The 26,281-nt window shown below is 71.9% G+C and carries 24 protein-coding genes and 1 pseudogene; 11 read left to right on the top strand and 14 right to left on the bottom strand.

The features are described from left to right. Positions 1-390 precede the first annotated feature (390 nt). Entirely contained in the window at positions 391-2,730 is a 2,340-nt protein-coding gene (locus OG595_RS04205) for a heavy metal translocating P-type ATPase (RefSeq protein ID WP_329267904.1), read from the bottom strand. A 420-nt stretch (positions 2,731-3,150) separates the two neighbouring features. Between OG595_RS04205 and OG595_RS04200 the strand changes: the two genes are divergently transcribed. Further along, complete coding sequence (locus OG595_RS04200; RefSeq protein ID WP_329267902.1) at positions 3,151-3,690, top strand: DUF2231 domain-containing protein; 540 nt, start codon at positions 3,151-3,153, stop codon at positions 3,688-3,690. 170 nt (positions 3,691-3,860) lie between these two features. Here the strand turns inward: OG595_RS04200 and OG595_RS04195 are convergent, their stop codons facing one another. Together OG595_RS04195 and OG595_RS04190 are read right to left on the bottom strand one after the other, a co-directional pair. Next, positions 3,861-4,265, bottom strand: a complete 405-nt coding sequence (locus tag OG595_RS04195) for a DUF302 domain-containing protein (protein ID WP_329282627.1) — start codon at positions 4,263-4,265, stop codon at positions 3,861-3,863. A gap of 164 nt (positions 4,266-4,429) precedes the next feature. Then, a complete protein-coding gene (locus OG595_RS04190; RefSeq protein ID WP_329267900.1) occupies positions 4,430-4,717 on the bottom strand; it encodes a metal-sensitive transcriptional regulator in 288 nt (95 codons plus the stop codon). Positions 4,718-5,172: 455 nt separating this feature from the next. On the opposite strand from OG595_RS04190, the gene sqr reads away from it, so the two are divergent. The 3 genes from sqr to OG595_RS04175 are packed head-to-tail and all read left to right on the top strand — an operon-like array spanning position 5,173 to position 7,251. After that, positions 5,173-6,414, top strand: coding sequence for a type III sulfide quinone reductase, selenoprotein subtype (sqr, locus tag OG595_RS04185; protein ID WP_329267898.1), 1,242 nt, complete (start codon positions 5,173-5,175; stop codon positions 6,412-6,414). Positions 6,415-6,431: 17 nt separating this feature from the next. After that, positions 6,432-6,749 carry a TusE/DsrC/DsvC family sulfur relay protein gene (locus OG595_RS04180; protein ID WP_329267896.1) on the top strand — a complete coding sequence of 106 codons (318 nt, stop codon included), beginning with the start codon at positions 6,432-6,434 and terminating at the stop codon, positions 6,747-6,749. 28 nt (positions 6,750-6,777) lie between these two features. Then, positions 6,778-7,251, top strand: coding sequence for a DsrE/DsrF/DrsH-like family protein (locus tag OG595_RS04175; protein ID WP_329267894.1), 474 nt, complete (start codon positions 6,778-6,780; stop codon positions 7,249-7,251). Positions 7,252-7,734: 483 nt separating this feature from the next. Here OG595_RS04175 and OG595_RS04170 read toward each other — a convergent pair whose 3' ends face one another. The 8 genes from OG595_RS04170 to OG595_RS04135 form a co-directional block, all read right to left on the bottom strand. Beyond that, complete coding sequence (locus OG595_RS04170; RefSeq protein WP_329267893.1) at positions 7,735-8,025, bottom strand: hypothetical protein; 291 nt, start codon at positions 8,023-8,025, stop codon at positions 7,735-7,737. A 236-nt stretch (positions 8,026-8,261) separates the two neighbouring features. Next, on the bottom strand, positions 8,262-9,245 hold the full coding sequence (locus OG595_RS04165; RefSeq protein ID WP_329267891.1) for a sulfite exporter TauE/SafE family protein: 984 nt from the start codon (positions 9,243-9,245) through the stop codon (positions 8,262-8,264). Then, a complete protein-coding gene (locus tag OG595_RS04160; RefSeq protein ID WP_329267889.1) occupies positions 9,242-9,823 on the bottom strand; it encodes a rhodanese-like domain-containing protein in 582 nt (193 codons plus the stop codon). Before OG595_RS04160 ends, OG595_RS04165 begins: the two co-directional genes overlap by 4 nt. Positions 9,824-9,904: 81 nt before the next feature. Then, on the bottom strand, positions 9,905-11,290 hold the full coding sequence (locus OG595_RS04155; RefSeq protein ID WP_329267887.1) for a rhodanese-like domain-containing protein: 1,386 nt from the start codon (positions 11,288-11,290) through the stop codon (positions 9,905-9,907). Positions 11,291-11,422: 132 nt separating this feature from the next. Beyond that, positions 11,423-12,652 (bottom strand): NAD(P)/FAD-dependent oxidoreductase, encoded by a 1,230-nt coding sequence (locus OG595_RS04150; RefSeq protein WP_329267884.1) that lies wholly within the window; start codon positions 12,650-12,652, stop codon positions 11,423-11,425. Positions 12,653-12,775: 123 nt separating this feature from the next. After that, positions 12,776-13,102, bottom strand: a complete 327-nt coding sequence (locus OG595_RS04145) for a rhodanese-like domain-containing protein (RefSeq protein WP_329267881.1) — start codon at positions 13,100-13,102, stop codon at positions 12,776-12,778. Between the two features lie 67 nt (positions 13,103-13,169). Continuing rightward, on the bottom strand, positions 13,170-14,666 hold the full coding sequence (locus OG595_RS04140; protein WP_329267878.1) for a HAMP domain-containing sensor histidine kinase: 1,497 nt from the start codon (positions 14,664-14,666) through the stop codon (positions 13,170-13,172). Next, a complete protein-coding gene (locus OG595_RS04135; RefSeq protein ID WP_329267875.1) occupies positions 14,656-15,351 on the bottom strand; it encodes a response regulator transcription factor in 696 nt (231 codons plus the stop codon). Before OG595_RS04135 ends, OG595_RS04140 begins: the two co-directional genes overlap by 11 nt. 172 nt (positions 15,352-15,523) lie before the next feature. Here OG595_RS04135 and OG595_RS04130 point away from each other — a divergent pair, with 172 nt between their 5' ends. Then, on the top strand, positions 15,524-16,204 hold the full coding sequence (locus OG595_RS04130) for a DUF2202 domain-containing protein (RefSeq protein WP_329267872.1): 681 nt from the start codon (positions 15,524-15,526) through the stop codon (positions 16,202-16,204). A gap of 198 nt (positions 16,205-16,402) precedes the next feature. On the opposite strand, the gene OG595_RS04125 is transcribed toward OG595_RS04130, so the two are convergent. After that, a complete protein-coding gene (locus tag OG595_RS04125; RefSeq protein WP_329267870.1) occupies positions 16,403-16,936 on the bottom strand; it encodes a TerD family protein in 534 nt (177 codons plus the stop codon). Positions 16,937-17,395: 459 nt separating this feature from the next. Here OG595_RS04125 and OG595_RS04120 point away from each other — a divergent pair, with 459 nt between their 5' ends. The 5 genes from OG595_RS04120 (at position 17,396) to OG595_RS04100 (ending at position 21,689) form a co-directional block, all read left to right on the top strand. Further along, positions 17,396-18,616, top strand: coding sequence for a PAS domain S-box protein (locus tag OG595_RS04120; protein ID WP_329267867.1), 1,221 nt, complete (start codon positions 17,396-17,398; stop codon positions 18,614-18,616). Continuing rightward, positions 18,613-18,999: an STAS domain-containing protein gene (locus tag OG595_RS04115; RefSeq protein WP_329267864.1), complete on the top strand. Its 387-nt coding sequence runs from the start codon at positions 18,613-18,615 to the stop codon at positions 18,997-18,999. The genes OG595_RS04120 and OG595_RS04115 overlap by 4 nt, the downstream gene beginning before the upstream one ends. Next, entirely contained in the window at positions 18,996-19,427 is a 432-nt protein-coding gene (locus tag OG595_RS04110; protein ID WP_329267863.1) for an ATP-binding protein, read from the top strand. The genes OG595_RS04115 and OG595_RS04110 overlap by 4 nt, the downstream gene beginning before the upstream one ends. A 100-nt stretch (positions 19,428-19,527) precedes the next feature. After that, entirely contained in the window at positions 19,528-20,472 is a 945-nt protein-coding gene (locus OG595_RS04105) for a SpoIIE family protein phosphatase (protein ID WP_329267861.1), read from the top strand. Positions 20,473-20,510: 38 nt separating this feature from the next. Continuing rightward, a complete protein-coding gene (locus OG595_RS04100; protein WP_329267860.1) occupies positions 20,511-21,689 on the top strand; it encodes a PAS domain-containing sensor histidine kinase in 1,179 nt (392 codons plus the stop codon). Positions 21,690-21,932: 243 nt separating this feature from the next. Here the strand turns inward: OG595_RS04100 and OG595_RS04095 are convergent. Further along, positions 21,933-23,519: pseudogene (locus OG595_RS04095) on the bottom strand (oleate hydratase); the annotation flags it as partial. A gap of 526 nt (positions 23,520-24,045) precedes the next feature. Here OG595_RS04095 and OG595_RS04090 point away from each other — a divergent pair. Next, positions 24,046-25,038: an Acg family FMN-binding oxidoreductase gene (locus OG595_RS04090; RefSeq protein WP_329267859.1), complete on the top strand. Its 993-nt coding sequence runs from the start codon at positions 24,046-24,048 to the stop codon at positions 25,036-25,038. A gap of 289 nt (positions 25,039-25,327) precedes the next feature. Here OG595_RS04090 and OG595_RS04085 read toward each other — a convergent pair whose 3' ends face one another. Continuing rightward, the gene (locus OG595_RS04085) at positions 25,328-26,224 is read right to left on the bottom strand and encodes a universal stress protein (protein WP_329267857.1); all 897 of its coding nucleotides are present in this window, start codon (positions 26,222-26,224) and stop codon (positions 25,328-25,330) included. Positions 26,225-26,281: the final 57 nt, after the last annotated feature.

Here is a 26,281-nt window from a genome sequence, read left to right as displayed (position 1 = left end):
GGGCCGTCCGGTCCCGAAACCCGGGCCGTTCGTCGCGGCGTCGGCGAGATCCGGCACGGTCCCGAGGACCGTGGACGATCGGCGTGGGGAGGCCACGGCCTCGACCGGCCTCGGCGCCGCGCCGGGTGACGACGGACGGCCGGGGCGGCCGTCGACCGGTACCAGGAGGCACCCGCCGACTTCCGTGAGATGTACGACCGGTACACACCCGAGCCGCCCTGGATTCGACCGGCCAGGGCGTTGTCCGGCCTTGCCGCAGCCCACCCGGGGGCAGGGAGGCGCGACGACGCGGCGGACATGTCCCGCCGAGCGGTGCGGATCCGGCGGCAGTCGGCCGGGAGCGGCCTCGTCGTGAACGCTCCGGAACCGCGGCCGGACCTCGGCGTGTTCTCACGGGGCCAGCGAGAAGTAGTTCTCCTCTTCCTGCGTGAAGTGCAGGCGCAGGACGGTGTTGAGGCCGTAGAGGCTGGAGCGGAGGTCGTCCAGTTGGCCGGGGGTGAGGCCGCCGTCGGCGTGGGCCAGGCGCAGGTGGGTGGCGATACGGCGGGAGAGGCGTTCGATCTCGGTGTGGGCGCGGCTCATGGTGGCGGTGGCCTCGGGGCCGCCCAGGGTGGGGGCCAGGGCGGGGTAGAGCTGGTGTTCTTCGGCGTGTTCGTGGGGCAGCAGCCGTTCGGTGAGGAGCCGGTAGGTCTCCTCGACGGCCGCGAGGGCCTTGGGTCCGGGGCCGTCGGAGAGCCGGTCGGCGGCGTCGCGTACGGCTTCGAGGACGTCCTGCAGGTCGTCGTGTTCGGCCGCGAAGCGGTGGATGAGGGCTTCGGCGGCGGGCGTGAGGGCCGGTCGTGCGGACTGGCCGACACGCAGGGCGCGCAGGGCGTTGAGGATGACGGCGACGTCGATGCCCTCCTGGAGGACAGCGCCGGCCGCCGGTGGGAGGAGGCCGAAGGCGGCTGCCGCCATGGCGGCGAGCGACATCAGCATGCCGCCGAGCGCGCTCTGTACGGCGATGCGCCGGGCCCGTACGGCGATGGTGACGGCGTCGGCCAGACGGTCGACGCGGTCGGTGGTCAGGACGATGTCGGCGGCCTCGGAGGTGGCGGTGGAGCCGTGTGCCCCCATGGCGACGCCGATGTCGGCGGCGGCGAGAGCGGGCGCGTCGTTGACGCCGTCGCCGACCATCACGGTGACCGCGCGTTCGCGTTCGGCGCGTACGACGGCGACCTTGTCGGCCGGGCCGAGTCCGGCGCGCACGTCGTCGAGACCGAGGACGGCGGCGACCTCCTGGGCGGGTTCGGCGCGGTCGCCGGTGAGCATCATCAGCCGTTCGATACCCGCCGCTCGCAGGTGGCGCAGGGTACGGGCCGCGTCGGGTCGGACGGGGTCGCGCAGGAGGACGGCCCCGGCGGTCCGGCCGTCGACGGTCAGCCAGGCGACGGACGCGCCGTCGAGGAGGGCACGGTTGTCGACGGCGCGGGCCCAGGAAGGCAGTGACTCAGAGGGGTGGAGACGGCCGATGCGGACCTGGTGCCCGTCCACCGTGCCGGCGGCACCGCGTCCGGGCTCCTCGGTGACATCCGCCGGAACCGACAGCTCCAGCTTTCGTTCCCGGGCCGTGTCGACGATGGCGTGGGCGAGGACGTGCGGAGAGTACTGGTCGAGGGACGCCGCCAGACGGAGCACCTCCGCGGGCCTGCGACCGGGAGCGGCTGTCACGTCCAGGACGCGGGGGCGGCCACCGGTGAGGGTGCCGGTCTTGTCCAGCAGGAGCGTGCGCGCGCGGCCGAGGTTCTCCAGAGCGCCGCCGTCGCGGATGACGACGCCCAGGCGGGAGGCGCGGGAGAGACCGGAGACGATCGCGACCGGCGCGGCCAGCAGCAGCGGGCAGGGTGTGGCGACCACCAGGACGGCGACCGCCCGTACGGCGGAGCCGCTGATCAGCCAGGCCAGACCCGCCACCAGGAGGGACAGGGGAAGGAACCAGGCCGCGTAGCGGTCGGCGAGCCGCACCACGGGCGCGGACTCCGCCCCGGCCTGCTGGGCGAGGCGGACGATGCCCGCGTAGGTGCTGTCCTGCTCGGTCGCGGTCGCGCGCAGTTCGAAGGCGCCGCCCGAGTTGACCACACCGCTGCGGACCGGTTCGCCCCGGGGACGCTCCACCTGGAGGGGTTCACCGGTCAGGACCGATTCGTCGAGGACGGCGCCCGCGCTCTCCACGCGGCCGTCCACGGGGACCACTTCGCCGGGCCCCACGACGAGCAGGTCGCCGACCCCGACCTCGGCCAGCGGCACCGTGTCCACCCCGGCGCCCGTACGGCGGCGTGCCGAGCGTGGCGCGTGTTCGAGCAGGGCACGCAGGTCGTGGGAGGCACGCCGCTGGGCGGCGGCCTCCAGGGTGCGGCCGGTGGCGAGCATCAGCGCGATCAGGGCTCCGGCAAGGTACTCGCCCACGGCCAGGGTGCCGCCCAGCGCCAGCACGGCGATCAGGTCCACGCCCGCGCGCCCGTGGCGCAGCGCGTGCAGCACCCACACCACCGCGGGCGCGACGGCGGATACCGTGCCCAGTCCCCAGAACAGGTCCGCGAGGTCGCCGGCGCCGACGAGCCGGGCGATGCCGCCGGCCGTCAGAGCCGCCGCGGTGACGGCCAGGAGCGCGGGTTCCAGCCGGGGGGAGGCGACAGTGCCCGCAAAGCGGCGCAGTCGCGCCGGGAGGGTGGGGCTGGTGGAACTGTCCATGGCACACCTCGTCCGGCTGTCGCGGCGACCTTCGGTCCGGTCCCCTTCCAGCACAGCGCGGCGGCGGGCATGCGCGGCAGGGGACGAACGGCCCTGCCACCCGGGCCGAACGACAGCTTCGGCACCTGTTGGTCAGGCCGGTCGTCGTCCGTGCGCGCGGCGAGGACGGGCTGCCCCGATTGCCGGGTCCGATCAGCTCGGGCGAGGAACTCGGCGCACAGCCCTGCCCGCGACGCGTTCCCGTGCCGCCGTCGGCACGGTCGGCGGTACGACCGCCGGCACGATCCCACTGCCGGCCGGAAGGCCGCGGGTTCAGAGGAACCTGAGAGATTCCTGTGCCAGGCTGGCGCGTCCCACAGGCCGACACGCCGAGGCGTGCCCGAGCCTCTTCCTCATGGCCGTCCTTCTGGAGAACCCCTGATGAGCCTCACCGTTGTCAACGGTCTGCCGGCACACGTTCTGCTCGTGCACTTCGTCGTCGTGCTCGTCCCCCTGAGCGCCCTGGCGGTCGTGGTCGGCGCGCTGTGGCCGAGTGCGGCCCGGCGCATGGGGATCGTGCTGCCGGTGCTGGCCCTGGTGACGCTGGTGAGCGTGCCGCTGGCCACGGAGGCGGGCGAGTGGCTGGAGGAGCACGTCGACGGCAACGCGCTGGTACGCAGGCACGCCGAACTCGGCGACGGACTGCTGCCCTGGGCAGTGGGACTGTTCGTGCTGGCCACGGCGATCTGGTGGACGACCCGCCGGTCGGCCGCGGCAGAGGCCGCGACAGAAGGGCAGCGGACCCGGTCGGCGTCTCCCCGGTCCGCGCTGGTCGTCCGGGTGGCGGCGGCGGTGCTGTCCGTCGGGGTGGCCGCGGGCGCGGTCGTGGACGTCTACCGGATCGGCGACTCGGGGGCGAAGGCCGCCTGGCAGGACGGGTTCTCCAAGACCGCCACAGGTGAGGGGAGCGACAACGGCTGACGCGCTCGACCCGGCCGTCGGAGGTCCGCGTCGGGCGGCGGGCAGCCGAACAACTCGGTGTCCCAGCCCCGGACCACGCACCGGGGCCGCCGTGTCCGCCGCCGTCGCCCGGAACCGGCATCGCGGGCGGCGTCGATGGCGGCCCCCCGGGTTGGCGCCCGGTCGATGGGTCAGTTGCCTGTGCCGGGTGTGGTGAGTGAGGCGAGAGCGGCGTCGAGGCGGCGGGTGGCCTCTTCGGCGACCGGGCGCAGCGTGTCGAGTTCCGTGAGCGCGACCATCGTGTTCGGGTCGAGGACCTGCACGGCGGTGTGGTCGCCGTCGCGGCGGACGACCACGTTGCACGGCAGGAGCAAGCCGATCGAGCGGTCGGTGTCCAGGGCGCGGTGGGCCAGTGACGGGTTGCAGGCGCCGAGGATGACGTAGTCCTCCATGTCGTGGTCGAGCTTGGCCTTGAGCGTGGCGGCGACGTCGATCTCGGTGAGGATGCCGAACCCCTGCTCCGCGAGGGCGTCGCGGGTGCGGGCGACGGCGGTGGCGAAATCTGTTTCGAGCTGCACGGTCCGGTCATAGCGCATGGTGTAGGCCTTTCTCGTCGTCGCGAGGGCCGAACGGGCGTCCGGCTGTGCGGGCGGCACGACCGAGGTGATTCCCAGGAGTCTCCGGCCCGGGTGAGTACCTTCTGAGGTACCTGCTCACTCTCGAAGATGTGGTGTGGTGACGGCTGTCGCGGGGTGAGTTCTCAGGCCAGCGACAGGAAGAGTTTCTCCAGGCGGGCGCGCATCGCGTCGGTGTCCTCGCCGTTCCTGCGGCCGGACTCGATGTCGGCCACGCACTGCTGCAGTCCGGTCGCGATGATCGCGAACCCGGCCCGGTCGAGTGCGCGGGAGGCCGCGGCGAGTTGTGTGACGACCTCCTCGCAGTCCCGCCCGTCCTCGATCATCCGGATGACGCCGGAGATCTGACCCTGTGCCCGGCGCAGCCGGTTCAGCACGGCCTTCAGGTCCGCACCCTCAAGTTGCAGTTCCACGACGACTCCTCCGAAAATACCCCTAGGGGTACTGTACGTCCCGGTTCGGGGCGGCGTCGATCATCGGGGATCGCGCCTGCCGTGACCAGCACTTCCACTGCGGACCTTCGGCGCCGACCGGGCCCGCGTGGCGGGTCCGTGCCGAGAGGCCGCTGCCTGCCGGGTGCCGGCGGTCATGGCCGGGTCCTTCTCGCTGGTGTCGACCGCTGTCGGATTCCAGTCGATCGCGGACGGCGCGGCGGATCGAGAGGCCGACGGGGTGCGGCGGGGGCCTTGTGGCCCTCGTCCGAGCTGTCGTGAAGGCATACCCTGCTGGGTATTTCATCGGCGGGTTCGCGGAGGGTGAGCCGGGCGAGGGAGGGGCAAAGAGGCTGGGGGAGACATACCCCGGTGGGTACCAGTGTGGGGACCAGTGGCCCATGCCCCGCTCTCATCTGCCGGATGACAGTGGGGGTATGGGCAAACACATCGTGATTCTCGGAAGCGGAACGGCCGGCACCCTGACGGCCAACCGCCTGCAACGCGACTACGGCGAGCGGGATCTCCGGATCACGGTCGTCGACCAGAACGACGACCACGTCTACCAGCCCGGCCTGCTGTTCGTCCCGTTCGGGCTCGCCCGCCCGGACCACCTCGTCCGCTCCCGCCCGCGGCAGCTGCACGCGAGCGTCGACTACAAGTCGGCCCGGATCGAGCGAGCCGACCTTGACGAGCGGACGGTGTACCTGGCCGGTGGCATCCGACTGTCCTACGACGTGCTCGTGGTCGCCACCGGAGCCCGGCTGCTGCCGGAGGAGACCGAGGGGCTGACCGGTCCCGGCTGGGGCGAGAACGTCTTCACCTTCTACGACCTGCCCGGCGCCGTCGGCCTGCACCACGCCCTGGAGCGCTTCGACGGAGGTCGAGTCGTGATCGACGTGGCGGACCTGCCGCTCAAGTGCCCGGTGGCTCCTCTGGAGTTCGCCTTCCTCGCCGACTGGTACTTCCAGCGGCGCGGCATCCGCGACAAGGTCCGACTGACCTACGCCACCCCGCTGGACGGCGCCTTCACCAAGCCGGTCGCCGCGAAGGCGCTGGGCGGCCTGTTGGCGGAGAAGGACATCGAGCTGGTCACCGAGTTCACGCTGGGCGAGGTCGACGGCAAGGGCGGGCGGCTGGTCTCGTACGACGATCGGGAGGTGCCGTTCGACCTCGCGGTCGTCGTCCCGCTGCACGGCGGCGCGGAGTACGTCGGACGCTCCGAGGGCCTGGGCGACGAACTGGACTTCGTGCCCGTCGATCCGCACACCCTCCAACACCCCGACCGTCCCGAGGTGTTCGCCATCGGGGACGCGGCGGGCCTGCCGGCTTCCAAGGCCGGCTCGGTGGCCCACTTCGAGGGCGAGGTGCTGGTGCACAACATCGGCAGCTTCCTCGCCGGACGGCCGCTGGACGCCTCCTTCGACGGGCATGCCAACTGTTTCGTCGAGACCGGCTTCCACAAGGCCCTGCTCATCGACTTCAACTACGACACCGAGCCGCTGCCCGGCCATTTCCCGGGCCCCGTCGGCCTGCCGCTGCTCAAGGAGTCGCACGCGGCCCACCTCGGAAAGCTCGCCTTCGAGTGGCTGTACTGGCACAGCCTGCTGCCCGGACGCGAACTGCCCGGCATCGGCTCGGCGATGCCCGAGCACGGCAAGCACCACGTCCGAACCTGAACCGAAGGAGCACCGTCATGCCCACCGCCACCTACGGCGACACGACCGTCCCTGTCGACGACGAGGGCTTCTTCACCGACCCCGGCCGGTGGACCGAGCCCATGGCCGAGCAGATCGCCCGCGAGGCGGGCATCGAGGCGCTCACCGACCGGCATTGGACGGTCATCCGCTTCATGCGCGAGCAGTACACCACCAAGGGCACCGGCCCCACCGTGCGGGTGCTCGGCAAGACGTCGGGCGTCACCGTCAAGGAGCTCTACCAGCTCTTCCCCAAAGGCCCGGCGAAGACGGCCGCGAAGATCGCCGGTATCCCCAAGCCCCGCGGCTGCATCTGACCCGTCCGACCCGAAGGAGCGTGCCGTCATGACCGACACCGCCACGATCGAGAAGGTCTCGATCATCGTCTCCAAGGGATCCCTGGAAGGGATCTACCCGGCCCTGATCATGGCCAACGGGGCCCGCGCCGAAGGCATCGAGGCCGACCTGTTCTTCACCTTCTTCGGCCTGGACGCCATCACGAAGAAGCGCTGGGAGCACATCAAGCTGGCCACCGTCGGCAACCCCGGCCTGCATCTGCCGACCCTGCTGGGCGGCATGCCGGGGGTGCCGGACCTGATCACCCGGTACATGGAACGCAAGATGGACAGGCTCGACATCCCGCCGATCCCCGAGTTCATCGAGATGATCTCCGACACCGGCGCCGGGATCTACGCCTGCAAGGCGTCGGTCGACCTCTTCGAACTCGACAAGGACGACCTCGTCGAGCAGGTCCAGGGAATCATCACGGTCGGCGAGTTCTACGAGCACGCGGCCGGCGGACAGATCATCTACACCTGAGCGAGCGGCCCGCCGCGCACCCGCCCGGAGCGCTCATTGCTGCGCCGCGTTGCCTGCCTGCCGGGCGGCACGGCGTGCGAGCCGCACGGTGGGCCCGGTGATCCGTACATCGTGGGCGCGGACGAACTCGCCTGCGCCGCAAGGGAACCGACCGGTCGTCCGGACCCGCTCTCCCGTCCACCCGCGTCCACCTGCTGTTGCCCCACAGCCTGCCAGGGAGTGGTCCGTCCGACCGGCGGGCGGTGTCCCGGCCACCCGCTCGTGTCCGACCCCGGAGGCGTCACTGGGCATCGGGCTCATCGACGCACCACCGGCGCCGCATGGTTCGTCACCCGCGGGGCCGGTGCGGCGCGAGCGACGAGGCGGCGCCATCCGCTGGGACGCCCACCGGCCGTCCGGCGTTCGGCGCTCCTGCTCCGTCCGGTACTCCTCGGCGACCGGGAACACCCGCGGCCCCTGGAACGACCCGGGCCGACGGCGAAGTCAGGAGGAAGGAGCGCCCTGCCGTGACGGGCCGCCGGGCTCGGTACCGCGCTCGGCCAGACTCGCCTGCAGGAGGAGCAGGTGGGCCAGGCCGCGTGCCTCGTCGGCGGTGAGCGCCGCCCACACCCCCGGCTCGCCCCCCTTGTCGCTGCCCACGTCCAGGGTGACCCGGCGGATGGGCCGGTCCGCGGCTGCCAGCCGTAGGCCGCGCACGGCAATCCTGCGCCCGCACCTGGTCACGAGGAAGCCGTCCTCGTTCGTGGGGAGCCGGTCAGGTCCTGTCGTCTCCATCGTTCTCACACTCCTTCGCCGGGTCGGTGATGTCCCGGCGTGCGGCTTCCGGGAGTTGAACACCCGGTGGGGTACCAGTTGCAGCATCCGGTGAGGCCGCCTTGTTCCCGCGCTCGCAGGCACGCGGCCGGTCTCCCGCGATGCGGGGTGCCCCGGCCGGGTGGCCGCCGTAAGGGAGGAAGCGGCAGTCCGGAGGGTCCGTGTTCCCGGAGGGGCTGTCGTGTCGCCAAGTGCCGCTACGGGTTCCTGCGCGTCGAATGGCGACGTGGTGGTGCCATCGCTCCGGACGGTGTCGGCGGGGACGGGACGCGGGGCGGTCCGCCCGCTCGCGCCGTCCGGTGGCGCCGGGGCATCGCGCCCCCTGCCGGTGTTCGTCCGGCGGAGCCGCGCAGCATGTACCAGCTGAGCACGAGTCCCGCCGCCGTGGTCACTGAGACCCACGTCCAGGGGCCGGTCAGCAGGGTGTGGCGCAGGCCGGGACCGATCTGTCCGCCGAGGACGAACACGCCCATGACGGCGACGAACCAGCCGAAGGACTTGCGCAGTGCGTCCTGTGGAACACGTCCGGCGAGAAGGCCGCCGAGCAGGCTGCCGACGACGGCGGTCGCCGTGACGAGGGCGGCGAATCCCCAGTCGATGTGGACACTGGCGAGGTAACCGGCCAGGCCCGCGAAGGACTTCATGGAGATGACGAGCAGTGAGGTGCCGACGGCCACGGTCATCGGCAGTCCGCCCAGCAGGGCCAGCGCGGGCACGACCAGGAAGCCTCCGCCCGCGCCGACCAGGCCGGTCACCAGTCCCACCACGATGCCTTCCAACAGGACGTGGAACACGGGGAGTTCGTGGTGAACCTGCTTCGGCTGCCGCCTGCGGCCCCGGATCATGGCGACGGCGGTGGCGATCATCATGAGCGCGAACGTGAGCAGCAGGACGGTGGCGGGCACGAACTCGGCCAGTCGTCCGCCCGCGTAGGCGCCGGTCATGCCGGCGAGGCCGAACAGCAGTCCCGTACGCCAGCGGACGCGTCCGGCACGGGCATGGGAGACGACCCCGGCGGTGCTGGTGACGCCGACGACGAAGAGAGAGGTGGCGATGGCCTCCTTGGTCTCCATTCCGGCCAGGTAGATCAGGATGGGCACGGTCAGGATGGACCCGCCGCCGCCCAGGACGCCGAGGCTGATCCCGATGAGCAGGGATGCGGCGATGACGGCGGCGATCACGACGTGCCCCGCAGGGCGGCGACGACGGTGTCGAGGTCGGTGCGCGGGCCGCGGTTGTAGGGCAGCTTCGACAGCAGCATGCCCATGGCGCAGGTGTTGGTGAGCGCGGCGACGGCCAGCCCGGCCCCGACCGCCGTGCCGATCAGATGCAGTCCGGGCAGGAACAGGCCAGCGACGCCGCTCACCAGGACGAGAGTCCCGGCGACCAGGCGTACCTGGCGCTCCAGGTCCCAGCGTTCCGGACCGCGGGTGAGCGGGCCCGAGGCGGCCTCCCACGCCATGACGCCACCGTCGAGGACGCGCAGGTTGGGCAGTCCGGCCTCGGCCAGGGACTGTTCGGCCTGGGCGGCGCGGGCGCCGGAGCGGCAGATGAGGATGACGTCCTCGTCGAGGTGGTGGAGGAGTTCGGCGCGGTGCTCGCGCAGGGTGTCGAGGGGCACGTTGTAGGAGCCGGGGATGTGGGCGGTGCGGAACTCGCCGGGCGTGCGCACGTCCAGCAGGCGTGGGCCCTTCCCGTCCCGGGTGAGGTCGCGCAGGGTGGCGGGATCGAGCCTCGGTTTGTCTGCGTGGGTGGTCATCAGCGGGTTCCCTGGTGTCTTCGGAGCGGGTGGGGGTGGGCGACGGCCGGTTCCCGTGACCGCCGCCCGGCGGGTGGTGGATCAGGCGTCGGCCGATGCGGGCAGGGCGAGCCAGGCGCCGTAGCCGCCGAGCAGGTCGGAGACGTCGGTGCGGCCCTGCCGGCGGAGCAGACTGGCGGCGATGGAGGACCGGTGGCCGCCCGCGCAGTGGACGACGAGGGGCTGTCCGGCCGGGGTCTCGTCGATGCGGCGGGCGAGTTCGGCGAGCGGGATGTGCAGGGAGCCCTCGATGAAGCCCTCTTCGCGTTCGGCGGTGTTGCGCACGTCCAGGACCAGCGGGGGTTCGTCGCCGTCCAGCAGGCGGCGCAGTTCGTCGGCGGTCAGGCGGCCGGCCTGTTCCATCTCGTCGGCCAGAGCGGGGAAGGCGCCCTCTGGTTCGCGCAGGTAGCCGCCGACCTTGTCGAAGCCGATCCGGGCGAGCCGGGTGACGACCTCCTCCTCGCGGTCCTGCGGTGCGATGACGACGACGTCCTGCTCGGGCGCGACAACCATGCCGGCCTGCTCGGCGAAGCGGCCGTCGGCGGGCACGTTGACCGAGCCGCGCAGATGGCCCGGGGCGAAGTCCTGCGGCGAGCGGGCGTCGAGGACGACCGCTCCGCCCGCGCGCCGCCGCATGAACTCCTCGGCCGACAGCGGCCGGGGCGCGCTGGCCGCGTCGAACAGGCTGTGCTCCTTGCGGTTGAGGATGGCGTCGTAGACGAAGTAGGCGGGGGCGGACGGCTGGCCTTCGGTCACCAGCGCCACGAACTTCTCCTCGCTCATGGGCCGGCAGGCGTAGTTGGTGGCGCGCTGCTCGCCGATGGTGGACCGGCGCTGGGTGGAGAGGTTCTTGCCGCAGGCGGATCCGGCGCCGTGGGCGGGGAAGACCCGGACCGCGTCCGGAAGGTCCATCAGCTTGTGCTGGACGGTGTCGTAGAGCATGCGGCCGAGTTCGTCGGCGGTCACGCCGATCGAGGCGAGCAGGTCGGGACGGCCGACGTCGCCGATGAACAGCGCGTCACCGGTCAGCACGCCGTAGGGGACGGTGTCGGCGGCGTGCTCGTACACCAGGACGCTGATCGACTCAGGGGTGTGGCCCGGGGTTTCGAGGATCTGCAGCCGCACGTCGCCGAGGGTGATCCGCTCGCCGTCGGTCAGTTTGCGGATGGGGTACTCGGCCTCGGCGCGCTGTCCGTAGCCGATCCAGGCGCCGGTGCGGTCGGCGAGTTCCAGGTGGCCGGCGAGGAAGTCGGCGTGGAAGTGGGTGTTGATGACCGCCTCGATGGTGAGACCGTGCTCGGCGGCGTCGGTGAGGTACTCGGAGATGTCGCGGCGGGGGTCGACCACGACGGCCCTGCCGGTGGTCTCGTCGGCGATCAGGTAGGACGCCTGGGAGAGGCAGTCGAGGTAGTACTGGGTGAAGAACATGGTCGGTGACCTCCGTGTCGGAAGTGCCCAGGGGTTTATACCCTGGGGGGTATGCAAGAGGGTCTGGTCCACCCCGGTTCGAAGGGTGGAGCGGGTGGCCGGCCCGGGTCGGGGGATGCCCGGGCCGGCCGGTCAGAGGCGGCCGGTGAGCATGCCGCGCCAGTACACGGGCGGCAGTCCGTACCGCTTGAACAGCCACATCGTGCGCCGCTCCTTGAAGGGGTCGAGCAGCGGGAACGAGGGTGTGGGGCTGAGGTCGTAGTCGAACTCGGCGAGCAGCATCCGGTCGCGGGCGGTCACCAGCGGGCAGGACGTGTAGCCGTCGTACCGGTGCGACGCCGCACGGCCGTTCATGGCGTCGAGCAGGTTGCCGGCCACGACCGGTGCCTGCTTGCGCACGGCCGCACCGGTCTTCGAGGTGGGCAGGTTCGCCACGTCCCCGAGCGCGAAGACGTCGCCGTACGTCGGGTGCCGCAGGGTGTGTCTGTCGGCGGCGACGAACCCCTGGGGGCTGGTCGGGTCGGCGAGCGGACCGGTCTTGATCCAGTCGGGGGCGCTCTGCGGAGGCACCGCGTGCAGGAGGTCGTAGCCGATGGTCTCCTTCGTGCCGTTCGCGTGGTCCGTGACGGTCACCGTCCGGTCGTCGCCGTCGACGGCGGTCATCTCCGAGCGCAGCCGCACCTCGATGCCGTACCTGGCGGCCACCTTCTCCAGTACCTGTGACCAGGCGGGCACCTTGAACATCGCCGGCTCGGGGATCACCAGGATGACGCGGATGCCGTCCAGGACCTTCCGCCTGCGCCAGTGGTCGGCGGCCAGGTAGGCGATCTTCTGCGGAGCGCCGCCGCACTTCAACGGGGTGGCCGGATGGGTGAAGACGGCCGTGCCGGAGCGCGTCTGCTTGATCAGCTCCCAGGTGCGCGGGGCGTACTCGGGCGCGTAGTTGCTGCTCACCCGGTCATGTCCGACCGCCTCGGCCAGGCCCGGAACGCCGTCCCAGTCGAGCTGGAGACCGGGCGCCAGGACCAGGTACTCGTAGGTGAGTTCGGCGCCGCCGGACAGGGTCACCGTGCGCGCGTCGGGGTCGACGGCCAGGGCGCGGCGGCGGATCCACCGCACCCCGTCGGGTACGACCGACCCCTCGGGGCGGTGTGTCGTGCGCAGGGGCGCTTGACCGCCGCCGACCAGGGTCCACAGCGGCTGGTACCAGTGGGTGTCGGACGGTTCGACCAGGGTGATGTCGGTGACACCGGCGCGGCGCAGGCGGGCGGCGACGCTGATGCCGGCGCTGCCGCCGCCGATGACGGCGACGCGGTGTCGGCCGGTGATCGGTGCGTCGGAGGGTGAGGGGGTGGTGGCCAAGGCGGTGCTCCTTCCCGACCTGCCGAGGTGCGGATCGCGGGTGGCCTTCAGTGGCTGGTGGCTGGTGGCTGGTGGCTGATGGGCGGTGAGCGGTGGCTGCGGTGAGGCCGGAGGCGTGCTCGCTCAGGTTGCGTGCTCGTGGTGCCCGGCTTCGATCGGGTGTCCCGCCCGGGCCCAGGCGCCGGTGCCGCCGGTCACGGAGTGGGCGTCGATGCCACGGGAGTTCATCCGGTCGGCGGCGGTCCTGCTGCGGTTGCCGCCGGCGCAGATCACGAACACCGTCTCGTCTGTCGGCAGTTCACCGCATCGGGCCGACACGGAGTGCATCGGCATCAGCCGCGCGCCCGGTACGTGCCCGGCCGCGTACTCGTCCGGCTCCCGTACGTCGATCACGAGCCCGCCGTCGGCCCAGGCCGCGGCGAACGCCTCCTGTGTTGTTTCGCGAGCCACTTGATTGCCTCCTCAAATACCCCCGGGGGTGTTCTGTCTCCGAGAGTAGGGCGGCCCGGAAGGGGCGTCAAATACCCCTGGGGGTATTTGCCTGTCGGGCAACCCGAGGCTCGGCGCCGAGGCCGGAACCGTGCCGTTGCCCCCGTGACTCCGTCCTGGGCAGCCGGAGGGTCATCCGCGTCCCGCCCTTCGGTCCTGAGTCGGCGGAGACCGTTCCGCCGTGGGCGTCGACCAGCTCTTTGACGACGGCGAGGCCGATTCCGCTGCCACCCCGGGTGCGCGCGCCGGCTCCGCGCCACAGACGCTCGAAGACGTACGGCAGCTCGTCGGCCGGGATACCCGGACCGGTGTCGGCCACCTCGACCAGAGCCTCGGCGGGCGTGGCGGACGTGGTGACGGTGACGGTGTCGCCGGGGCGGCAGTGGCGGGCGGCGTTGCTCAACAGGTTGCCGAGGGCCTGGTGCAGCCGGTCCGCGTCCGCGTGGACCAGCAGCGGGGCGGGGCCCGGGACGATACGTACGGTCAGCCCCGCCGTGCGCAGCTCGGCCTCGTGCTCGGCCACGGCGGCGCCGGCCAGGGCGGTCAGATCCACCTCGGCCAGGTGCAGCGAGAGCCGGGCCGACTCGGCCTCCGCCAGTTCCCCGAGGTCGTCGATGACGCGGCCCAGCCGCAGTGCCTGGTCGTGCAGGGAGGCCAGGCGCCGAGCCGAGGGTTCGGCGTAGCCGTCCCGCAGTTCCTCCAGCCCCGCCCGCAACGAGGCCAGAGGCGTACGCAGTTCGTGGGCGACGTCCGCGGCGAGCCGATGGCGGGCCTGCTCGGAGTGGCCGACGTCGTCCGCCATGGCGTCGAAGGCGCGGGCGAGCTCGCCGAGCTCGCCGGGTGCGTCGATGCGGGTCCGCGCGGTGCGGTCCCCGGTGGCCAGCGCACGGGCGGTGGCGGCGACCCGCACCAGGGGAGCGGTCAGGCGTCGGGTGACGAACCAGCTCACGGCCAGGGCCAGGGCGACGGCACCGACGGCGGCCGCGGCCACCCAGCCCCAGGCGACGGACAGGCCCGCCGACCCGGAACCGGCCGAGAAGACCAGGTGCACGGAGCCGACGGTGTCGCCGTCGACCACCACGGGCGCGGTCGCGCCCGGGCCGGAACCTGTGCCCTGTCCCTGATGCCCGTGACCCGATCCGGACATGCCGTGGTCGTCCATGGTTCCGGAGCCGCCGGACATCATCTCGTCGTCCGCGTTCCGTACGGTGAGTACCGCCCCGGCAGCGGCGGCGACGGAGCGCGCGGCCGAGAGATCGGCCGCCGACCAGCCGCCCGCGGCCCGGTACGCGTCGGCGGCGGCCACAGCCACCCGGGCGGCGGTGCGCCGACGATCCGCCTGGTGGGCGCTGCTGATCCCGCGGTCGGCACCGACGAGCGCCGCGGCCGTCAGCAGGGCGACGGATGCCAGCGCGACCACGGCGAACGCGGCGAACAGCCGTCGCCCCAGCGGGCCGAGCCCGAGGGCCGGCCGAGCGGGTGGGGCCGGTGCGCCACGGTGCGGCGGGGGAGTCTCACGGATCACGGGTCCACCCCAGCCGATAGCCCACACCCAGCACGGTCACCACGAGGCCGGGGCCGATGCCCCCGAGCTTGTGCCGCAGGTTCTTCACATGCGAGTCGATCGTCCGCTCGTATCCGGCGAACTCGTAGCCACGCACCCGGTTGACCAGCTCATAGCGTGAGTACACCCGGCCGGGTACCGCCGCGAGCGCGTTCAGCAGACCCCATTCGGTGGGAGTCAGTTCCAGTGCCGTGCCGTCCAGTACCGCCTCGTGCCGGGTCTCGTCGATGCGCAGCCGTCCTCCGCCGTACGACGAGACCTGCGCCGTACCGGTGACCGTCCCCCGGGCACGCTGGAGGACCGCGCCCACCCTGAGAACCACCTCGGTGGGGCTGAACGGTTTGGTCACGTAGTCGTCGGCGCCCAGCCGCAGCCCGTGGATGCGGTCCTCGACGGTGCTGCGGGCCGTGAGCACCACAACCGGCACGCCACCCCGCTCACGGGCCTCGCGCAGCACCTCGTCACCGTCGACGTCCGGCAGCCCCAGATCGAGCAGCGCCAGGTCGACCGCCCCCTCGCCCAGCAGCCGTACCGCCTCCGCGCCCGACGCGGTCGTCACCACCGCGTAGCCCGCGCGCTCCAGGTATCGGCGCAGCAGCTCGCGGATCTCCTTCTCGTCCTCGACGACCAGCACGGTGACGGCCATGCCCCACATCTACGCGCCTCGGGTACGTCCCGGCGAGGGCCGAACAGCCCCAACCCCTCCGGCCGATGTCTCCATCCCGTCTCCACACCCGCAGCACGCCGACTGCAGGGCGTGGCGCGACGGTGACGGTGTGGGAACGGAGGACGTTCCCGGGAATTGCGGGAGGTTCGTCATGAAGCGCAACACCAGGATCGCGGCGGCTGTCGCCGCGGGCGTGCTCACCGTCGGCGGCCTGCTGGCCGTGGGCCCGGTGACCGCGGGCACGGGCGGTGCCGCACCGACGGCCGGGCAGACCATGTCCCAGGGCATGATGACGAACGGCCGGCACCACGCGCGCCATCATGTCGACGACGACACCGCCGGCATGCGGCACGACGGAACCTGCACCGGAGCCGCCCTCGCTTCGCAGGGCACCCTGACAGCCGCCCAGAAGACCACGCTGGCGAACATGGCGCAGGAGGAGAAGCTCGCGCACGACCTGTACACGGCATTCGCCGACCGCTACGACGCGCGGGTCTTCGAGCGCATCGCCGCGGCCGAGACCAACCACCTCACCGTCGTCCGCGTCCTGCTGGACCGTTACGACGTCACCGACCCGACAGCAGGGCAGCCGGCCGGTGAGTTCGCTGATCCGGCTGTCCAGGCCACCTACGACCGGCTGCTCGCGCAGGGCGAGGCCGGCCTCGACGAGGCCCTGAAGGCCGGGCGCACGGTGGAGACCGACGACATCGCCGCACTCACCAAGGCACTGTCCGGACTCACCGCCCCCGACGCGCGCCAGGTCTACGGCAACCTGCTCACCGCCTCGGAGAGGCATCAGGCGGCGTTCGACCGCTGGATCGCCGATGAGTGAGAGAGACGAGTGCGAGAGACGAGGGTGGCGAGTGGACCGAGGCGGGCCCGGCCTCCTGAGGCCGGGCCCCCGCACGTGTCTTGCCGCGTGTAGTCGCACGCCGCGGTGAGCGGCGCCGAGGGAGAGGGCGATCGGCGGGGCGGGGGACGGTTCCCCGCGTAGGTGCGGTCGTTGCGCGTTCTCGTGCTGCCGGTCGGGTCAGGGGTCCGGGGTGGAGCCCATTTCCGTGGTGAAGACTGCGGGGTCGCTGTCGAAGCCGCGGAGGATCTGGTGGAACTCCCACGTTCCGGAGGTGTCCCGGGTGAACTCGGCGATCGTCACGGCGGTGGATCCGGAGAGGTGGGCGAAGTCGTCCTTGAGGAGCTCTTCGTATCCGTCGAGGAGCAGTACTCCGGCGTTCGTCAGGTCGCCGAACGTTTTGGGGCCGTTGTTCTGGTGGATGGCCACGCCGACGACGACCCGGGCGAAGGAGGGGGCGAGGCGGTCGAGTTCGAGGGTCATCGCCTCGACGTAGCCGAGGCCCTGACCGGTCTGGCTGTGCCGGCTCATGTTGATGGTGCCGTCCGGTGAGCGGCTGTCGAAGTGGACGACGTAGACGGGCTGCCCGTAGAGGGCGTCCGAAGAGTAGGTCGCGGCGATGATGTCGAGATGGTGTGGCGGCCGATTCCAGGGACTGGGGTCCCATTTGAGCCGTACCTCGGCCTTCGCGACCTTCCGGCTTTCGCTGCCCACTTTATGCGGCCTCTCCCGTGCCGAGCCACCACGGGACAATCCCCCGCAAGGTCAAGTATGGCTCGTGACCGACCCGTTGAAGCACTTCTCGGCAGGCTCATTCGACAGGCGTCCGGGGTGATGGAGCATCCGACCACGCGTGGACAGCAGTCGGTGCACCGTCCCCAGCGCTCCGTGTCGACGTCTGCTCGGGAGCGGTGGTCATTGGGCTGGTGGCCGTGAGGAGCGTTCGCGGTGTCCTGCGTGTCCCTGATACGCGATGCGGGGGCAGGCAGCGCGCGGCACCGTCGCCTGTGCCGAGGCGCGGGCAACGGTGCCCGGCCCGTGGCCGGTTCGGTGTGCCGGATGACCGGATCGGTCGCGGCGGGGGCGGTAGCATCGGCCGCGCCGGGATCATGGGGGGCCACCAAGGAGGTTTCCCGGCTTGGGGATCGGCGATGCGGAAGGGCGGGGCCGGGCATGACGACGCCACCAGGAGGCGGCCGGGATCCGCAGACGAGTCTGCGTGATCTCGAGACGATGCTCGACGCGGTCACGGAACACGCGGTCGTCAAGCTGGGGCCGGGTGGTGAGGTGGTCCGCTGGAGCCGCGGTGCCCAGGCGACGACCGGCTACACGGAGCCCGAGATGCTGGGGCGGTCGGTGTCGGTACTGCACACCGAGGAGGACCATGGCGCCGGGCTGGTGGAACAGGAACTGGAGTCGGCACGCCAGGACGGGCGGCGGGAGTTTCAGGGCTGGCGGGTCCGCAAGGGCGGCGAGCGGTTCCTGGCCCACATAGCCCTGACGCCGGTGCGGGGTGAGGACGGTGCGGTGGCCGGCTTCGTCAAGGTCTTCCGGGACGTGACGGAGAGCGCGCGGGCCGAGTCGCTGTTCCACGGTCTGCTGGAATCGGCCCCCGACGCGATGGTGATCGTGGGTACGGACGCGCGGATCGTGCTGGTCAACCGACAGGCGCGGACGCTGTTCGGCTACGAGCGCGAGGAGTTGGTGGGCCGGGAGATCGAGGTGCTGGTGCCGCCGCGGTTCCGTGACCGCCACGTCGGCCACCGCTCCGGCTTTCTCGCCGACCCCCGGCTGAGGCCGATGGGTGCGGGGCTGGAGCTGTCCGGGATGCGCCGGGACGGGACGGAGTTCCCCGTCGAGATCAGTCTGAGTCCGCTGGATACCTCCGAGGGCCGGTTGGTGGCGGCGGCCATCCGGGACGTCACCGAGCGCCGGGAGACCGAGCAGCGGTTGCTGCGGCAGCGCGACGAGATCCTGGAGCTGTCCACGCCGGTGATCCAGGTGTGGGACAAGGTGCTCGCGCTGCCGATCATCGGCACGCTGGACACGCTGCGGGCCACCCGGCTGACCGAGGGCCTGCTGGAGAAGATCGCGCAGACCCAGGCCGAGGTCGCCATCCTGGACATCAGCGGGGTGCCCACCATCGACACCCAGGTCGCCCAGCATCTGCTGAAAACGGTGCAGGCGGCCGCCCTGATGGGGACGGTGAGCATCATGAGCGGGGTACGGCCGGAGACGGCCCAGTCCATCGTGCATCTGGGAATCGACATGGGGCGCCTGCGCTCCCGCAACACGTTGCAGGACGCGTTGCAGCTGGCGCTGGCGGTGCTGGCCGAGCGGGCGGGAACCGCGGCGGCCGCCGCCCGGGCGCTGACGTCGGGGGAGCCACGGTGACCGAGGACGTGGTTCCCGTCATGAAGATCGGTGACACGCTCCTGGTCGCGCTGCACGGCGACCTGGACGACACCACAGTGATCCAGATCGAGGAGCAGCTCACCCGCGAGGTCGCACGCACCGGTGCGTCGGGCATGCTCATCGATGTCAGCCGACTGAGCGTGGTCGACTCGTTCATCGCCCGGGTACTGGCCAGGATCGTCGCGATGGTCCGGCTGTTGGGCGCCCAGGCGGCCGTGGTGGGCATCCAGCCGGCGGTCGCCATCACCCTGGTGGAACTCGGTGTGCCCATGGGGCATCTGGACACCGCGCTCAACGCCGAGCAAGGCCTGGCCCTGCTGGAGCGGCTGCGCCGCGCCGATACCGGTACGGACCGCCTGTGACCGGCGCGGGTGCTGTGACGGACAGGGAACCGGCGCTTTTCGACATCGTCGACGAGTCCGACCTGATCCGTGTCCGCAAGGTGCTGCGCACCGAGGCCGAGGCGGTGGGGCTCAACCTGGTGGACGCGACGAAGCTGATCACGGCCGGCAGCGAGCTGGCCCGCAACATCCTCAACTACGCAACCGGTCGCCGTGGCCGGGTCGGCGTCGAGCAGGTGTCCCGGCAGGGCCGGCGCGGTGTGCGGGCCACGTTCACCGACGACGGTCCGGGTATCGAGGACATCGAGGCGGCGCTGACCGACGGCTTCAGCACCCGGGGCAGCATGGGGTTGGGCCTGCCAGGAGCGCGGCGGCTGGTGGACGACATGACTCTCACCTCCGCCGCCGGGTCGGGCACGACCGTGGTGATCGTGAAATGGCAGCGGTGAGGCCGGTAGGGGTGAGGCAGCCCTGAGCGAGAGCGAACACCGCCGCCATGCCGTCGCGGCGGACGAGGATGTCGGCGCCCTGCGCCGGGCGGTGTCCCGCATGACCGCCGGACAGCACGCGCTGCGCCCGGGTGTGGCCGAGCTGGTGGCCACCGAGCTCGGCACCAATCTGCTCCGGCACGCCCACCCGGGCGGGTACGTCCTGGCCCGGAACACCGGCGACGGGATCGAGCTGCTGTCCGTCGACCATGGCCCGGGGATGACCGCCGGGGCGCTCGCTCCGTCGGCCGACGGAGCCTCGTCCGTCGTGCTGCCTTCGTCCCGCGGAGGCGGTCTGAAGGCAGGGCTGAACGTCGTCCGGCGGAACGCCGCCGAGTTCGACTGGTACGCCACCCGCCGCGGAACCGTCATCTACGCCCGGCTCGGCACCCCCGCGCCGGCCGGGCAGCCGGGGTGGCGCTTCGGAGGGGTCAATGTGCCCCTCGGGGGCGACGGCGAATCCGGGGACGCCTGGGCGGTCGTGCCCGGTGCGCGGACAGCCGCGCTGGTCGTCGACGGGCTGGGCCACGGCCCGGGAGCCGCCGCAGCGGCCCGTGCCGCGATCACCACGTTCCAAGGCGCTGCCGTCACCGACCTCGACCGGCTCGTCCAGCACGCTCACGGGGCGATGCGCGGCACCCGAGGCGGAGTCCTGGGCGCCTGTCTGATAGATCCCGGGCGCGGAGAGTTCGCCTACGCGGCGGTCGGCAACATCACGGGCCGGGTTCTCACCGGCGGACGGTACACACACCTGCTGGACCGCCCCGGCACTGTCGGAACCCAGCTGTCCCTTCCCACCGTTCGCCTTCAACACGGCCCGTGGGAGCCCGGATCGACTCTCGTCCTGGTCACCGACGGTATTCGTTCCGCCTGGAGCCTGGAGGACCACCCGCGCCTGCTGGAGCAGCATCCCGCGATCATCGCCGCCGTGCTCCACCGCGAGTACGGCAGGGGCACCGACGACGCCACCGTGCTCGTGGTCCGCCAAGTCACCGCCGTGGCATGATGAACCGGTTCTCGTCACCATGTGAAGGGCGGTCAGACATGGGAGACGTATCCGGCCTCCGCACTGCCGACGGCACGGACGACGCGGCCGCGCAACAGGCCGAACTGGCGCGCCGCGCGCAGCTGTTGGACGAGCTGAGCCAGGAGCTGGACGACACCAACCGCGGCCTGATAGCCCTGCACACCGAGCTGGAGGCAGCCCGGCACGCCGAGGCCCGGCTCGCGGCCATCGTGGCGTCGTCCGACGACGCCATGATCTCCATCGGTTCCGCCCACGTCATCCAGACCTGGAATCCTGGCGCCCAGCGGCTGTTCGGCCACGCCGAGGACGATATCGTCGGCCGGGCGATCGATTCCCTCATGTCCGCCTCGGCCTTCGACGTCTTCCGGACAGTGGTGGAGCAGATCCGTTCCCAGGGGCACGCCGACTCCTACCAGAGCCGCTGGAACCGTGCCGACGGCACGGAAGTCGACGTGGCGATCACCGTCTCGCCGATGCGTGACGCGGAAGGGGCCCTGATCGGCTTCTCGACGGTGGCTCGGGACATCACCCACCAACTGGTCGCCCAGGCCGAGTTGGCCGCCGCCCGCGCCGACCGTGAGGTGATGGCCGACCGCGACCGCATCGCCCGCGACCTGCACGACATGGTCATCCAGAGGGTCTTCGGCGCCGGTCTCGCGCTGCAGAGCGTCACCGCCCGCATCACCCATCCCGACACCCCGGCACGCATCCACATGGTCATCGGTGAACTCGACGCGACCATCCGGGAGTTGCGCGGCACCATCTTCAATCTCAACCAGCCCACCCAGAAGGCGGCCAGCCTCCGTGCACAGGTCCTCGACGAGACCTCCACCGCACAGAACCGGCTCGGCTTCGCACCCTCGGTCGAGTTCGACGGTCCTGTCGACGCCGCTCTCCCCGACGAAACCGCTGCGCACCTGCTCGCCGTGCTGCGTGAGGCCCTGTCCAACGTCGTCCGTCACGCCCACGCCACCGCCGCCTGGGTCGCCGTCCGCGCCGGAGACGAACTGCTCCTGGACGTCACCGACAACGGCCGCGGTCTTGGCCGGCCCACGCGAAGCAGTGGCCTGACCAACCTGCGCCGCCGCGCGGAGAAACTGGGCGGCACGTTCGAGGTGGCCGACCGTCCCGAAGGCGGCACCCGACTGCGGTGGCGCATCCCCGTCACCACCGAAGACGCGGCCCGCACCCCCTGACCCCGTCCCGCCGGCAGTGGACAGCCCGACACACCACCCGCGCCGCGCCCACCCGGACGGCCCGACGCGACGAGGGTGGCCGTCGACGTGAGGCCGCGCACCCGGACCGGACGGGAGCCGGTCAGCCGACCCGATACCCGCTGGGCGGTGTTACGTGGCATGGCATGGCATGGCGCGGTGCTCGCGCGGGCGCAGCCGAGTGACCGACGCGACCCGCATGTGTCGGTCACTCGGGCCACGCGGCTACCGGCGGTGCATGGTTTCCAGGGCGGCGGCCAGAACATGGGGGTCGTGGTGCCCCTTGTAGACGGCCGGCGGACTCTTTTCGAGGTGCAGGAGCTGGGCCACCGCCGTCCAGGCGGTGCGTACGGAGTACTCGACGGTGAAGACGACGTCGTCGGGCACCTCGGCGAACTGGCCGATGAAGGCGAGGTTGACCGATCCCTCGGGTACGACCTTGGGCCGGTCGTCGCGGCGGCGGGCCAGGAACTGGCTGGTGATGTACGGCATCAGGCAGGGCACGACGGTGGAGGTGGCCAGTGCGCGGGCCGCGGTCTCCTCGTCGAGGTGCAGATGGTGGAGGACCTCTTCGAGGATCTCCCGGCCGGTGCACATCGTCATCGGTTTGGGCGTGTGGTTGCCCGCGCGGCCGGGGAAGAGGCCGTAGCCCCACCAGACCGAGAGGCCATCGGGCTGCTCGCGGTAGACCGGCTGGCGGTTGGCGACGATGCTGAGGAGCCAGTTGGACTCGGTGAACGTCATCAGCCCGCCCCTGCCGGTCTCGCGGCCACTGAACCTCTCCAGGGCGTCCAGGAACGCGGGATCCTTGGTGGTGACGGTGAACGACTCCCAGCGGGACTCCTTGACGTGCTTGTCGAAGGCAGCCGGGTCGCCGAAGTCGTCGCGGCCCCTGGCCAGGCGGTGCCAGAGCAGCCACGCCTCCGAGCGGTGGGGAGCCGGTGGCGGCGCGGCGGTGTGTGAACCGAGGCTTGAGGCGTCGGTCATGGAGCCGTTGGTGACCAGGACCAGGTCCTCGGGGGAGACCGCGATCCTCTCGTCGTGGCCGCCCCGGGAGAGATGGACGGTGTCGACCGTGGTGGTCCGGTGCCCGGGCACCAGGCCGAGGTCGGTGACCTGGCAGCCGGTGTGGATGGTGACGCCGCGCTCGCGGAGCCAGGCGGTCAGCGGACGCACGATGGAGTCGTACTGGTTGTAACGGGTCCGGTAGATGCCCGACATGGACGAGAACTCGGGGAAGAGGTGGATGAAGCGCCTCAGGTAACGCCGGAACTCGATCGCGCTGTGCCAGGGCTGGAACGCGAACGTGGTGCACCACATGAACCAGAAGTTCGTGGTGAAGAAGTGTTCTCCGAAGCAGTCCGTGATCCGTTTGCCGTCCAGGTGCCCCTCGGGGGCCGCCAGGCACCGCACCAGGGCCAGGCGGTCGTGTTCGGAGAACCCCATCGAGCGGGTGTCGACGATCTTTCCGTCGCCGTCGACGAGGCGTGCGATGTCGTTCCAGGCGAACTCCTCGTGTCCGGCCAGGATCTCCTCGGTCACGGACACCGAGGGGTCGTCGAGAGTGGGAATGCCGCCCAGCAGGTCGTACGTGCAACGGAACTCGGCCTCGAACATCCGTCCGCCACGCATGGTGTAGCCCGCGTCCGCCGTGCCGCCCGCGTCCAGGCTGCCACCGATGTCGCGCTGCCCTTCGAAGAGGTGGATGTCCGAACCCTGGAAACCGCCGTCGCGGATCAGGAACGCCGCCGCGGACAGGGCAGCGATCCCGCTGCCCACCAGATACGCCTTCGCCATCGCACAACTCCTCGTCCTCGCCGTCGATCGGGAACCACGTGACCCACCGTTCCCTCTGCGGCGAGCGCCGGCAGTGGGCCGATGGTCACCGCTTCGCGGTCCGACCGGACCCGACTTCGCAGGATCGAGGCAACCCAGGGCCCGGCCATCGGCGTCCGCACGACGGTGGGCGACCGGGCGGAGGACCTGTACGGGGGACGTACCCGTGCGGGCACACGGTCGACGACCCACGTACGCCCGCGGCCCTTCACGGGGCCGTCCCCCTGGCGCGAGCACCGTTCCGGTGGGGACGGGGGAGCCTCACGGTTCGGAATCCGGCGCTCGCGCCTGACTCCAGTGTCACTCCGCGGCGGCAGGGGAAAGAGGGACGATCGGACCGACTTGCGGGACATCGAGCCCCTTGTGCTTCCCGTTGCATCAGGTGATGCTCCGGCGTACCGGACGGTGCACCCGGCCGGCCAGGACGGTCCACCTGTCCGGTCATGTGGGCGTCCGGCAGCCGTACTACGGTGGTGGGTGGCGAGCGTGTGAGGAGGGTGCGATGCCCCTGCGAGAGCTCGATCCGAAGACGGTGACCGCGCTGGTCGCCGCCGCCACGGCGGCCCCGTCCATGCACAACGCCCAGCCCTGGCGTTTCCACTTCGTCGCCACCCGGCGACTGCTTCTGCTGCACGGCGATCCCGAGCGGGCCATGCCCCGTTCCGACCCCGGCAACCGGGCGCTGCACATCGGCTGCGGGGCCGCGCTGTTCAACCTGCGTGCCGCCGCCGCGCACGCGGGCCTGGTCCCGGAGGTCCGGCTACTGCCCGAGCCGGGCGACCATCTGCTGTTCGCCGCCGTCCAACTGGCCGATCCGGCCGGGCGGTCGCCCGACGAGGACATGGCGCGGCTCCACCAGTCGATCCGGCAGCGGCACACCAGCCGTCATCCCTTCGCCGACAAGGAACTGCCTGAGGAGGTGCGGGCAGAGCTGAGGGAGGCCGCGGCGCGAGAGGGAGCCGAACTCCTCTTCGCGGGGCCCTGGCATGCCGAGACCGTGCTCGACCTGGTGGATGACGCGGAGAGCCGGGATGTCCTGGACCCCGACCGCAGGGTGGACCTCGACCGCTGGACCCGGCTCGGCACGGAGGCGGACATCGCCGTGGACGGCGTCCCCGAATACGCCTTCGGACCGCGCCGCAGCGACGGGAAGGCTCCACAACGGGACTTCGCCGGACGCCGGCCGGTGGCCGACCGCGGCGCCACCACCTTCGAGCACACCCCGCACCTGGGGCTGCTCAGTACCCCGGGCGACACGCCCGCCGACTGGCTGCGTGCCGGTCAGGCGCTGGAGCGCGTCCTGCTGGAGGCCACCGCGGCCGACCTGGCCACCTCGCTGACCTCGCATCCGTTGGAGACCTCCGATCTGCGGTCGCTGGTCCGCGACCCGGTGGCGGGCACGGGCCACGTGCAGATGGTGCTGCGCCTCGGATACGGCCCACGGGGCCCCGCCACGCCCCGCCGCCCCGTCAGGGATGTGCTGGAGTTCGGGTGAATCGGGCACGCGGAGGCCACCCCGTGCCCCGGCGCCGGCCGTGACGTCCTGCGCGGGGTAACGCGCCGCCCGTAGGCCGGAGAGCACACCCTCGCCCGGTACACGGCAGGGCCGACCGGACCGGTGCGCCCGTCGTTCCATGAACCGCCGGTCGACGGCATCGGGTCGGGCGCGGCGGTCCCGGAAGCGCCGGTGCGCAGGCCGGCGGATGTCGGACAGCGTCAGTGGGCGGGCCGTGCCGTACAGCGTGCCGACGCGAGCCGGCGGACGGCGCAGAGCGGCTGCGGCGTCAGTGATGCGGGACGACCGCGACCGGCGCCGTCGCGTGGTGCAGTACGGCATGGGTGACGGGCCCGATACGAGCGCCGACCGGGGCGTGGCGGATGCGTCGGCCGACGACGACCAGTGACGCGTCGGCCGAGGCGTCCACCAGGTGGCCGGCCGCGCTCCCGACCGCGGTCTGCCCGACGACCTCGACCCCGGGAAACTTCTCGCGCCACGGCGCCAGGACCGCCTCGACGGTGCTCTCCTCCTTGCGGTCCAGCTCCCCGGTCAGTCCCTGATCCGCGCCGGGACCGTCGGCGAAGTAGGACGGCAGGCTCCAGCCGTGCACCACGCGCAGTCTCGCCGCCCGACGGGCCGCGGCCTCGAACGCGAACGCGATGACCCCGTCGTCGGGGTACTCGTGGTCGAGCCCCAGCACGACGTCCCGGAAGGGCGTGGCAGCCGAGGGACGGCCGTCGGCGTCCGGCTGGTGCTCGTCCTCGGCGCGCGCCCCGGAGCGTACGAGGACCACGGGTCGCTCGGTCTGCGCCACGATGCCGAGCCCGGCCGAGCCGACGAGGAAGCCGGTGACGCCGCTCAGGCCCCGGGAGCCGATGACCAGCGGGTCGGCGTCGCCGGACGCCGCCAGCAGTGTGGTCACGGGCGGCTGCCGGACCTGCTCCGACGTGATCTCCAGAGCCGGGTGACGGTCGTGCAGCCGTTCGGTCGCCTCCCGCAGGATCCGGTCGCCCCACTGCCGGTGCGCCTCCTCGTCGGGCACCGGCTCGGCGTGCGGCTGCCGGTCCCACGCGTGCACCAGGTGCAGAGCCAGGCCCCGCAGTTCCGCTTCGCGCGCGGCCCACTCGGCCGCGGCCAGGCTTTCGGGCGAGCCGTCAAGTCCAACAGTCACGGTACGGGGCATGCCGAGGACCTCCTTGGGTCGGACGGGGCCCTGTGCGGCCCGGTGCCACGGTGTCAG

The organism is Streptomyces sp. NBC_01451 (genome assembly GCF_036227485.1).
Classification (GTDB): domain Bacteria; phylum Actinomycetota; class Actinomycetes; order Streptomycetales; family Streptomycetaceae; genus Streptomyces.
Note: the sequence above shows the minus strand (reverse complement) of the source record. Positions and strands in the feature narration are given on the sequence as shown.

Bases quoted from the DNA above. Each gene is read 5' to 3' on its own strand.
- OG595_RS04100 (WP_329267860.1), top strand. From the start codon at position 20,511: ATGGGAGACGTATCCGGCCTCCGCACTGCCGACGGCACGGACGACGCG.
- OG595_RS04195 (WP_329282627.1), bottom strand. From the start codon at position 4,265: ATGCGCTATGACCGGACCGTGCAGCTCGAAACAGATTTCGCCACCGCC.
- OG595_RS04090 (WP_329267859.1), top strand. From the start codon at position 24,046: ATGCCCCTGCGAGAGCTCGATCCGAAGACGGTGACCGCGCTGGTCGCC.
- OG595_RS04105 (WP_329267861.1), top strand. From the start codon at position 19,528: ATGACCGCCGGACAGCACGCGCTGCGCCCGGGTGTGGCCGAGCTGGTG.
- sqr (WP_329267898.1), top strand. From the start codon at position 5,173: ATGGGCAAACACATCGTGATTCTCGGAAGCGGAACGGCCGGCACCCTG.
- OG595_RS04155 (WP_329267887.1), bottom strand. From the start codon at position 11,290: ATGTTCTTCACCCAGTACTACCTCGACTGCCTCTCCCAGGCGTCCTAC.
- OG595_RS04205 (WP_329267904.1), bottom strand. From the start codon at position 2,730: ATGGACAGTTCCACCAGCCCCACCCTCCCGGCGCGACTGCGCCGCTTT.
- OG595_RS04135 (WP_329267875.1), bottom strand. From the start codon at position 15,351: ATGGCCGTCACCGTGCTGGTCGTCGAGGACGAGAAGGAGATCCGCGAG.
- OG595_RS04180 (WP_329267896.1), top strand. From the start codon at position 6,432: ATGCCCACCGCCACCTACGGCGACACGACCGTCCCTGTCGACGACGAG.
- OG595_RS04170 (WP_329267893.1), bottom strand. From the start codon at position 8,025: ATGGAGACGACAGGACCTGACCGGCTCCCCACGAACGAGGACGGCTTC.
- OG595_RS04200 (WP_329267902.1), top strand. From the start codon at position 3,151: ATGAGCCTCACCGTTGTCAACGGTCTGCCGGCACACGTTCTGCTCGTG.
- OG595_RS04175 (WP_329267894.1), top strand. From the start codon at position 6,778: ATGACCGACACCGCCACGATCGAGAAGGTCTCGATCATCGTCTCCAAG.
- OG595_RS04120 (WP_329267867.1), top strand. From the start codon at position 17,396: ATGACGACGCCACCAGGAGGCGGCCGGGATCCGCAGACGAGTCTGCGT.
- OG595_RS04085 (WP_329267857.1), bottom strand. From the start codon at position 26,224: ATGCCCCGTACCGTGACTGTTGGACTTGACGGCTCGCCCGAAAGCCTG.
- OG595_RS04160 (WP_329267889.1), bottom strand. From the start codon at position 9,823: ATGACCACCCACGCAGACAAACCGAGGCTCGATCCCGCCACCCTGCGC.
- OG595_RS04130 (WP_329267872.1), top strand. From the start codon at position 15,524: ATGAAGCGCAACACCAGGATCGCGGCGGCTGTCGCCGCGGGCGTGCTC.